Annotated in this window: 10 protein-coding genes; 5 read left to right on the top strand and 5 right to left on the bottom strand. The window is 44.5% G+C overall.

Going from position 1 to position 8,370, the window contains the following annotated elements:
- From A3761_RS22700 to A3761_RS22690, 3 genes are all read left to right on the top strand, one after another.
- The coding region (locus tag A3761_RS22700) for an FKBP-type peptidyl-prolyl cis-trans isomerase (RefSeq protein WP_068750944.1) at positions 1 to 592 on the top strand (592 nt) is incomplete at its 5' end.
- Between the two features lie 191 nt (positions 593 to 783).
- Positions 784 to 1,608, top strand: coding sequence for a DUF2059 domain-containing protein (locus A3761_RS22695; RefSeq protein ID WP_068514595.1), 825 nt, complete (start codon positions 784 to 786; stop codon positions 1,606 to 1,608).
- A complete protein-coding gene (locus A3761_RS22690) occupies positions 1,609 to 2,556 on the top strand; it encodes a VanZ family protein (protein ID WP_068514599.1) in 948 nt (315 codons plus the stop codon).
- Positions 2,557 to 2,571: 15 nt separating this feature from the next.
- On the opposite strand, the gene pgeF is transcribed toward A3761_RS22690, so the two are convergent.
- Both pgeF and rluD read right to left on the bottom strand, forming a co-directional pair.
- Positions 2,572 to 3,342, bottom strand: coding sequence for a peptidoglycan editing factor PgeF (gene pgeF / locus A3761_RS22685; RefSeq protein WP_068514602.1), 771 nt, complete (start codon positions 3,340 to 3,342; stop codon positions 2,572 to 2,574).
- The gene (rluD, locus tag A3761_RS22680; protein WP_068514603.1) at positions 3,339 to 4,283 is read right to left on the bottom strand and encodes a 23S rRNA pseudouridine(1911/1915/1917) synthase RluD; all 945 of its coding nucleotides are present in this window, start codon (positions 4,281 to 4,283) and stop codon (positions 3,339 to 3,341) included. The genes pgeF and rluD overlap by 4 nt, the downstream gene beginning before the upstream one ends.
- Positions 4,284 to 4,505: 222 nt before the next feature.
- On the opposite strand from rluD, the gene A3761_RS22675 reads away from it, so the two are divergent.
- Together A3761_RS22675 and nadE are read left to right on the top strand one after the other, a co-directional pair.
- Complete coding sequence (locus A3761_RS22675; RefSeq protein WP_068514606.1) at positions 4,506 to 5,333, top strand: outer membrane protein assembly factor BamD; 828 nt, start codon at positions 4,506 to 4,508, stop codon at positions 5,331 to 5,333.
- Between the two features lie 64 nt (positions 5,334 to 5,397).
- On the top strand, positions 5,398 to 6,237 hold the full coding sequence (gene nadE, locus A3761_RS22670; protein WP_068513073.1) for an ammonia-dependent NAD(+) synthetase: 840 nt from the start codon (positions 5,398 to 5,400) through the stop codon (positions 6,235 to 6,237).
- Positions 6,238 to 6,247: 10 nt separating this feature from the next.
- On the opposite strand, the gene A3761_RS22665 is transcribed toward nadE, so the two are convergent.
- From A3761_RS22665 to A3761_RS28080, 3 genes are all read right to left on the bottom strand, one after another.
- Entirely contained in the window at positions 6,248 to 7,501 is a 1,254-nt protein-coding gene (locus A3761_RS22665; RefSeq protein ID WP_068514611.1) for a methyl-accepting chemotaxis protein, read from the bottom strand.
- Positions 7,502 to 7,607: 106 nt separating this feature from the next.
- Positions 7,608 to 8,024 carry a hypothetical protein gene (locus tag A3761_RS22660; RefSeq protein ID WP_068552917.1) on the bottom strand — a complete coding sequence of 139 codons (417 nt, stop codon included), beginning with the start codon at positions 8,022 to 8,024 and terminating at the stop codon, positions 7,608 to 7,610.
- 137 nt (positions 8,025 to 8,161) lie between these two features.
- Positions 8,162 to 8,370, bottom strand: a 209-nt coding sequence (locus A3761_RS28080) for a hypothetical protein (protein ID WP_197473185.1), incomplete at its 5' end; no start/stop codon positions are given.

The following is an 8,370-nucleotide window of genomic DNA, read 5'->3' as shown; positions in this document are numbered from 1 at the left end:
GGCGAAAGCATCATATGGTGTTGGTCTTCAAATGGGCCAACAATTAGCTAACGTCTTTAACGGACTGTCATTAGAAGCTGCTATTGCTGGCATCAATGACGCATTTTCTGGCAAGGGGCCACAGATTCCTGGCGAAGAAATTAATGCGGCGTTTCAAGTGATTCAGACTCAGGTTGAAGCAGAGAAGCAAGAGCAAGCTAAGAAGTTTGCGGGTGAAGGTGAAGCTTTCTTGGCAGAGAATGCTAAGCGTGATGAAGTGACGGTTCTAGAGTCCGGTCTTCAGTACGAAGTAATCACTGCCGGTGAAGGTGATATACCAACAGCTGAAAGTGTTGTAAGCACTCACTATCGTGGTACCTTGATCGACGGTAAGCAGTTTGATAGCTCATATGACCGTGGCGAACCAGCTCAATTTCCTGTTGGTGGCGTGATTGCTGGTTGGACTGAAGCACTTCAGCAAATGAAAGTGGGTTCTAAGTGGAAGCTATACATTCCATATCACCTTGCTTATGGCGAAGCAGGTGCTGGCGCCGATATCGGCCCATACCAAGCTTTGGTATTCGATATCGAGTTGCTAGAAATTGTTGGCTAGATAAATAGCTTTCCCTCATGCGTCTCGCTACGCATGAGGTTCAATATCTTTATACTCTCCCCCCCTCAAAGCCTTACCCTTTGTTAATCCTGCTCCCTTTCTCTGGGGCTATGATATTCTTGCATTAACTGCTCTTGGCAGAAAATTATTTACTGATTTCAAATGGTCAGCGCTTTCCAAAGGAATTTTCCATGAACGCATTGGTAAACAGGGCTTTAGCCTTCCTATTACTTGTATTTGTTTCTCACGCCGCACCCCTGATGGCTAAAGGTTTGAGTATCGAGGAAGCGAAGCAGTTTCTTCATGACTCTGGCTTGAGTGAGTTGATTGCTTCTTTGCCTGATTCTATGGGGCAGCAGCTTGATATGAAACGTTTGTCAGTCAATAGTTCCGTCAGTTTTGAAAAGACCAGTGCGGCCGTGACTCATGCAGCGAAAAAGGTTGATGGTGAACAGATTGCAATGGTTTATTTGAGTCAGGATCAGCGTGCTGAAGATTTGTCTGATGCGATTAAGTTCTTGGCTTCTCCCTTAGGTCAACGCATCAGTACAGAGGAACGGGCGGCCAGTACACCAGAAGCTCAGCAGAAGATGCAACGCTATTTTCAGGAGCAAAGCTTCAAGTCTGTTAAGCAGGATAGAGCGCAATTGCTAGAGAAGCTTTCTTTAGCTCTGAATGCTGATAAGGTTGTTATTCAGCTAATGAAAGGCGTGTATTTTTCGGTTTTGGAAGCGGTTGCTGTTATTAATCCAAATAAGGCAGCTGCTTTAGAAGCTCGTATGAATCAGGAGTGGCAGAGCATGGAACCAATGCTAAGTCAGCAGTTTTCCGAATTTATGTTGATGGGCGCAAATTACAGCTATCGTAATTTGAATGATGAGGACCTCTCTGCCTACATTACATTTTTAAAGAGTAAGCCGGGTCAGGCGTATTGGCAGGTAGGTGTCGATATTGTCGATTTGTATATTCAAGGTTTTGTTTCTGAGTTGGTGTCCGGGCTTTCTAGCGCAAAATAAATGTTATTTGATATAAGCCTTCAGACTATTAAGCAAGCACTGCCAAGTGGCGTATTACTACTCGCTTGCTTATTGTTCTTCAGTTTGTTGCCTTCTGAAGGTTTGGTTTATCCTCATTTGATCAACTCTGGCCATGCTTTGGTCTTCGGTTTAGCGACCTATCTGCTGCTGGTTTTTTTTGCTCAGCTTCGGCCCTTAAAAGAGCTGATTTACCTTCTTTTATTTTGCCTCTCGTTTGGTTTGTTGGTTGAGCTGGTTCAGCCTTATGTAGGCCGGGAGCGTAGCTTAATAGACTTTGTTTACGATGTTTTTGGTTGTTTGGCTGCATTGCTGTGGTATCTCGCTCGATTTCGAAGTACTAGCAGAAGCCGGAAAATGATGATGCAGGGAATAGCTTTGTTTTTGATTTTGGCAAGCCTGCTTTACCCAGCTTATCGATGTTATGTGAAGCTGGAGGCTGATCGCTTATTTCCGGTGATCGCGAACTTCGAGAGTTTTGGCTGGGCTCAAATTGTGTTAGCAAAAAATGGCAGTGAGCTTGAAGTTGTCAAAGCACCTGGTGACTGGGCTAATGAATCTCAGGTTGGAAAGCTTCGCTTTAATAAAGATGCCCTCTATCCCGGAATGCGTTTCGCCTACTTGCATCGAGACTGGCAGGATTATGATCGACTAAAATTCGAGATCTACTCTGAAGCACCAGAGACGCTAAATGCCGTGCTGCGAATTCATGATATGAAACACCAGAATCAATATCATGATCGCTTCAAGACTAGAGTACGTATTGCTCAAGGTCTGAATCAATACAGTATTCCCTTAGATAAGGTTCGTGATGGCTTACAGACCAGAAAAATGGAAATGGGACAGGTTGTAGATCTGATGCTTTATATGTATAAGCCGAAGCAGGAGTTGACGGTTTACATTGATAATATTCGTTTAGAATCTGATTAATTCCTTACCCAAACTCTAGCGCAAGAAAATCAGAGAAGCCATACGACCCGAGACTTGGCCATCACGGCGAAAAGAATAGAAGTGTTGGTTTTCAAGAAAGGTGCAATGCGTGCCGCCATAAATCGCGCTGACTCCAATGGCTTTTAGCTCAATCCGGGCAAGTAGGTATAAATCTGCCAACCATTTTCCTGGTTCCTTTCCCGGGATAAAGGCTTGAGCGGCTTCGGGGTCTTTGTTACAAAATGCTGTATAGACATCGTCGCCAACTTCAAATGCCTTTTGGCTGATTGCCGGGCCAAGCCAGGCAATTACTTCATTGGGTGAGTCAAAGCTTTCTACAGTCTTAGTTAGGATGCCAGAAGCTAAGCCTCGCCAACCCGCATGTGCGGCAGCGACTTGCGTTGCCTGTTTGTTGCAGAACAGTACCGGAAGGCAGTCGGCCGTCATAACGACACAGGCTTCTTGCTGCTTGCGAGTATAACTTGCGTCTGCTTGAGTGCTGATAGATGAGCTTTCGGCCTGAACAAGAGTATTACTATGTATCTGCTCCAGCCAATGAATATTCTCTGCATTTAAGGCGCAGTGGGACGCAAGTACTGTCCTGTTGTGTCGTACAGTTTGTTCATTATCGTTGACGTGTAGGGCCAAGTTAAAGTCTTGGTAGCTGCTTAGCTTGCTATCTGGCATCGTGTCGGGAGCCAAGCGAGACGTAGTAAAGGCGACTACTTGACTCGCGACGGGCCATTCAGGTTTTAACCATGTTGTAGGTAAGTCGCAAGGGCTCATTGTTCGCTTAGCACCGCTAGTAAGTTTTGCATATCTTCAGGTAAATCGACTTCCCAGCTCATCTCCTCACCAGTTTGAGGGTGAATGAGGGTTAATTTTTTAGCATGCAATGCTTGTCGTTCAAATTGCCTAAGTTTATTTTTTACTTCATCGCTTGCACCGGCTGGAAGTTTCATTCTTCCTGCATAGGTGGTGTCCCCTATAAGCGGGTGTTTAATATGTGCCATATGGACGCGAATTTGATGGGTTCGTCCAGTTTCTAATTTAACGCGTATGTGAGTGTGAGCGAGAAAGCGTTCTAAAACGCGATAGTGAGTCACCGCATGTTTGCCGAACTGGTTGACGGCCATCTTTTTGCGGTTTTTAGGGCTGCGTGCAATAGGCTCGTTGATGGTTCCGCCGCCCGTCATGACTCCTGCAGCGATAGCTTCGTATTCTCTGCCCATTTCGCGACTTTGAAGTTGTTCAACAATATGGGCGTGAGCTGTTAGTGTTTTAGCGACCACCATTAAACCGGTCGTGTCTTTATCCAGGCGGTGAACGATACCGGCCCTGGGAACGGCTTTGATATCAGGAAAGTGATGCAGCAAGGCGTTAACTAAAGTGCCTGAGTGGTTACCGGCGGCGGGGTGAACTACCATTCCAGCTGGTTTGTTGATGATCAGAATGTCTTCATCTTGATAAACGATATCAAGCGGGATGTCTTCAGCAAGCCACTCTCCCTGACTTTCAAGCTCGGCTTTCACTTCAATGAGATCATTTATTTTGACTTTGTCTTTGGACCGCGCGATTTCTTCGTTTACGCGAATATGGCCTTGTTTAATCCATTGTTGCAGGCGTGAGCGAGAATACTCAGGCATAAAATCAGCAATGACCTGATCTAAACGCATGCCAGATAGTTCTAATGGAACAACAAAGTCAGCTTCAATAATTTGGCTCATAAGGTCTCGATATGTAAAGAAATCACGGGATAGACTGAATAATTATGACTTATAAGGGAGTTGAAACCTCAAGTTTGATTATTTGTCATACACGCAAAATGTAAAATATGAAATAATGTCGGCTATTATAACCTCACCGAGAGCATCTCTGGTGAGCATTTATTAAAATGTGTAGAAAACGAATACCATTTTCCAATTATTCTCAAGAAGTCTTATCCAATTATGCGTTCACACTTTGCACTCGTGATTTCTCTGGTAGCAGTCCTGTTTCTTTCTGCTTGTAGTTCCACTCCGAAAAAAGAATCGACAGAACAAGAGTTGTATGATGATGCTAAACGAGCGATCAAGTTAAGGAACTTTCCTCAAGCAACGATCGCTCTAGAAGAGTTGGAGTCCCGTTTCCCCTTTGGGCAATATGCTGAGCAAGCTCAGTTAGATTTAATCTATGCGCGTTATAGTGGGCTAGATCTAGAAGGCGCGATTCTCGCTTCCGATCGTTTTATTCGTTTACACCCTCAAAGCCCGAGCGTGGATTACGCGTATTATGTACGAGGAGTAGCGAACTATCATTTGGATATCGGTGTTTCCAGTCAGTACTTTTCGTCGGTTGATATTACCTCGCGTGACCCGGGGCATATGCGTTTGGCCTTTAAAGATTTTTCTGAACTGTTAATTCGCTTCCCCGATAGTAGCTATGCTGCAGATGCGCAAAAGAGAATGATACAAATCAGAAATCGTCTTGCGGCTTATGAACTGCATGCTGCACGATATTATATTAAACGCCAAGCCTATCTGGCAGCGGCAAACCGGGCGGCCTATGTTGTTAAAGATTACCCCGCGTCGCCAAGTGTCGAAGAGGCCTTAATTATGATGGTTTCGCTTTATCGGTATTTGGATCTTCCTTCACAGGCAGATGATGCTTTGGCTGTGTTAAGAGAAAACTTTCCAAAAGGTAAAGGCTTTGATGATGGCGGCGAGTTTGTGGCGATGCATAAGCTTGAACATAGCCGCAGTCTATTGAGCGTCATATCGTTTGGTTTATTTGAGTAAGGATTTTCTTTAATTGAAAGGCTCTTACAAGGGCACTGTTTTTATAGAAAGGTTGGTTAAGAGAATGAGTCTACGTCAGCAAATATTGCAAGAAATGAAAGTTAAGCCTGAGATAGATGTTGAGCAGGAAATCAATACGCGTGTTGCATTTATCAAGCGGAAATTGAAAGATTCAGGTTTGAAAACTTTGGTGCTTGGCATTAGTGGTGGCATCGACTCTTGCACCTGTGGAAAGTTGGCGCAAATGGCCGTTGATCAGCTTAACCAGGAAAATGCTCACCCTCATAGCTTCCAGTTCGTTGCAGTACGGCTACCTTATGGCGAGCAGGCTGATGAGCATGATGCGCAGCTATCAATTGACTTTATTCAACCAAGTCACGCAGTTGCGGTAAACGTAAAGTCAGCTTCCGATGCAATCCATCAAGAGGTGACTGCAGCACTGGACTCGGTAGACCAGTTACATGCTTCCGATCAACGTTTGGACTTTTCAAAAGGTAACGTCAAAGCGAGAGAGCGGATGGTTGCCCAATATCATATCGCCGGTATTTTGGGTGGCTTGGTATTGGGAACGGATCACTCTGCAGAAAATATAACCGGCTTTTTCACCAAATACGGTGATGGTGCAGTGGATTTGATCCCTTTGTTTGGTTTGAATAAGCGTCAGGTGCGTGCTTGCGCAAGCTTTCTTGGCGCGCCAGAGGCTATTATATCCAAGGCCCCAACTGCAGATCTTGAGTCCAACGAACCGGGCAAGAAAGATGAAGACGCATTGGGTATCAGCTATGATCAAATCGATGATTTTTTGGAAGGAAAAGAAATCGAAGAATGGGCTGAAGAGCGCTTGATGAAGATTTATCAAAGCACCCAACACAAGCGCCAGCCTATTCCTAGTATCTACGACTAAGCCTTAGGCCTTAGAATAGAACAGATTCATCTGTATCTGACTGGCTAACTTCTTTTCTCTCTTGACGGATTTTGGTTCTACGGTCTGTAGAGCTGAGAACCTCGTCGATATGAATTGAAGATAAATTAGCACTGATGCTGTCGGATAACTTCTTAAGGTCTTCGCTGGTAATCGCCTGAAGGGAGTTATGCTGCAAAGCTTCGCTATTCAATTTGCTGATCGCATCAGCAGAGCGTTTTGACTTTTCTTCTGTTTCACACTGTAAGGCCATGGCGTCTTTGATCTTTTGTGCCAATAAAATAATGTCTTTGATAGCCCGCTCCGTCTTACTTAAGCCTTCTTTCGAGGATTGGGCACTTCGAACGGTTATTTGAATGTCTTTCTGGCTGGACTGCATAACACTGGAGGCATCATGTGTGCTCGTGTGGATGCTATCGACGATACTTTTTACCTGTTCGGCTGAACTTTGAGTCCTCTCGGCCAGTGAACGTACTTCGTCGGCAACGACGGCAAAACCCCGACCTTGTTCGCCTGCACGGGCTGCTTCGATTGCTGCGTTGAGTGCCAGTAGGTTAGTTTGCTCTGCGATGCTGGTGATCTCGGTGATAATCTGGTTGATCTGGTCGCTATCGTTACGCAATTTATCTAATACTTCATTCGACTCAGATATGCGCTTTTCAATGGTATCAATTGAGGAAGTTGTTGCATGTAGGTGCTCGCCAAAGCTATTGAGCTCGCTATTCATTTCGAGAATATGATTATTGATATCTCCAATGTCATGTTCGATGTTTTCGGTCGCCATGACCATATTATTTATTGCTCCACTCAACACGCCGCCGTGATGAGATTGCATCATCGTATTCTGGCTCATGGCACTGTAGGTTTCGGTTAATTCTGCGCTCATAGGGAGCAAGCGGGAGGCTCTAAGGTGAATCCCCTGTATAGCCTGCTCAGCATTGCTCAGGCGCTGATTCAAAATTTCAAATAACTCTTTGGGCGCGCCAGACATGTTTTGGGTATTTAATTGCGTCGAGTAAGAAAACTTCTCTTCGAGGTTCGCTTTTAATGCAGAGATTCCTGCGTTTATGGGTGAAATAACTATTTTTTGATACCAAACCAAAGACAATGTGCAGCATATCAGGGTAGTCAAGATATACGCTAGTAAGCTGTTTTCGGTGCTAGCGCCTACAAACCAATAACTTAAAGGAAAGAGAAGAGTTGCCGGTAAGATAACCAGGCAGTTGTGTGCTGAGAATGCTTTCATTTGTGGTCTTTGTATTGTAATGGAGCTGAATAAGCTTGTTTCTACCCCTTAGCATAGCTAATAACCACAGACTTACCATCTCGAAGAAGCGGTTTGATTACTGGGCTTACAATAATGTGATCAAGGTAAGCCACATAATGTAACCGTAGCCAATTGTCGCGGGTAAGAAGCCTAGAAGAATGCGGGCTTTATCGCTAGTCGACTTAGGCTTAGCCATGTGAGGTTTTATAGCTAGCACAATGAAGCCGAAAGGGTTGTACAGTGCTCCAAAGCACGTGGTGTAAATGACCCAGCCGGGTAGTTCTAGGCTAAGCTTTTCATTCAAATAATAGCAGGCTACCAGCAATAGGCACATCAAGATGTAATCAATATGCGCTCGGATAAGCTGGTGGCTAGCAGGAAATAGACGCTTAAGTGCTTTTATATCAGCGTAAAGGATAAAGGAGGCTAACCAAGCCAAGGCAAGAGACAGCAGTAAGGAAAACGCTGCGGTAAGTAATAAATAGTCGGCTACGTTAGTCATTTAGTATTCCTCTGATTAGGTGTCTTATAGTAACTCAGGGAATATGTTTGGAATATACAGTGCTTGGGAAAGACAGTTTCTACCATTAGAAATTGTGACAGGAAAGGGCTCATTGAATAGAGCCCTCTTACTTTTTGTTAGCTTGAGCATTCTTTAGTGATGCGTTCTCGGACAGTATCGAGCAAAGTGTCGTCACGCTCGTATTCGGTGATGAGTTCGTCAAAGGCATCAAAGTTATCGTCGGTTAAGCCGTACTGGTCTTCAATTTTAATGAGTTCAGCTTCTTTCTTTTGTAGATCATTATGAAACAGTATCTCGGCGCATTGATAGCGTACGCTATAGTCGG

Source organism: Oleiphilus sp. HI0123 (assembly GCF_001635315.1).
This window is presented reverse-complemented; position numbering and strand designations above follow the sequence as displayed.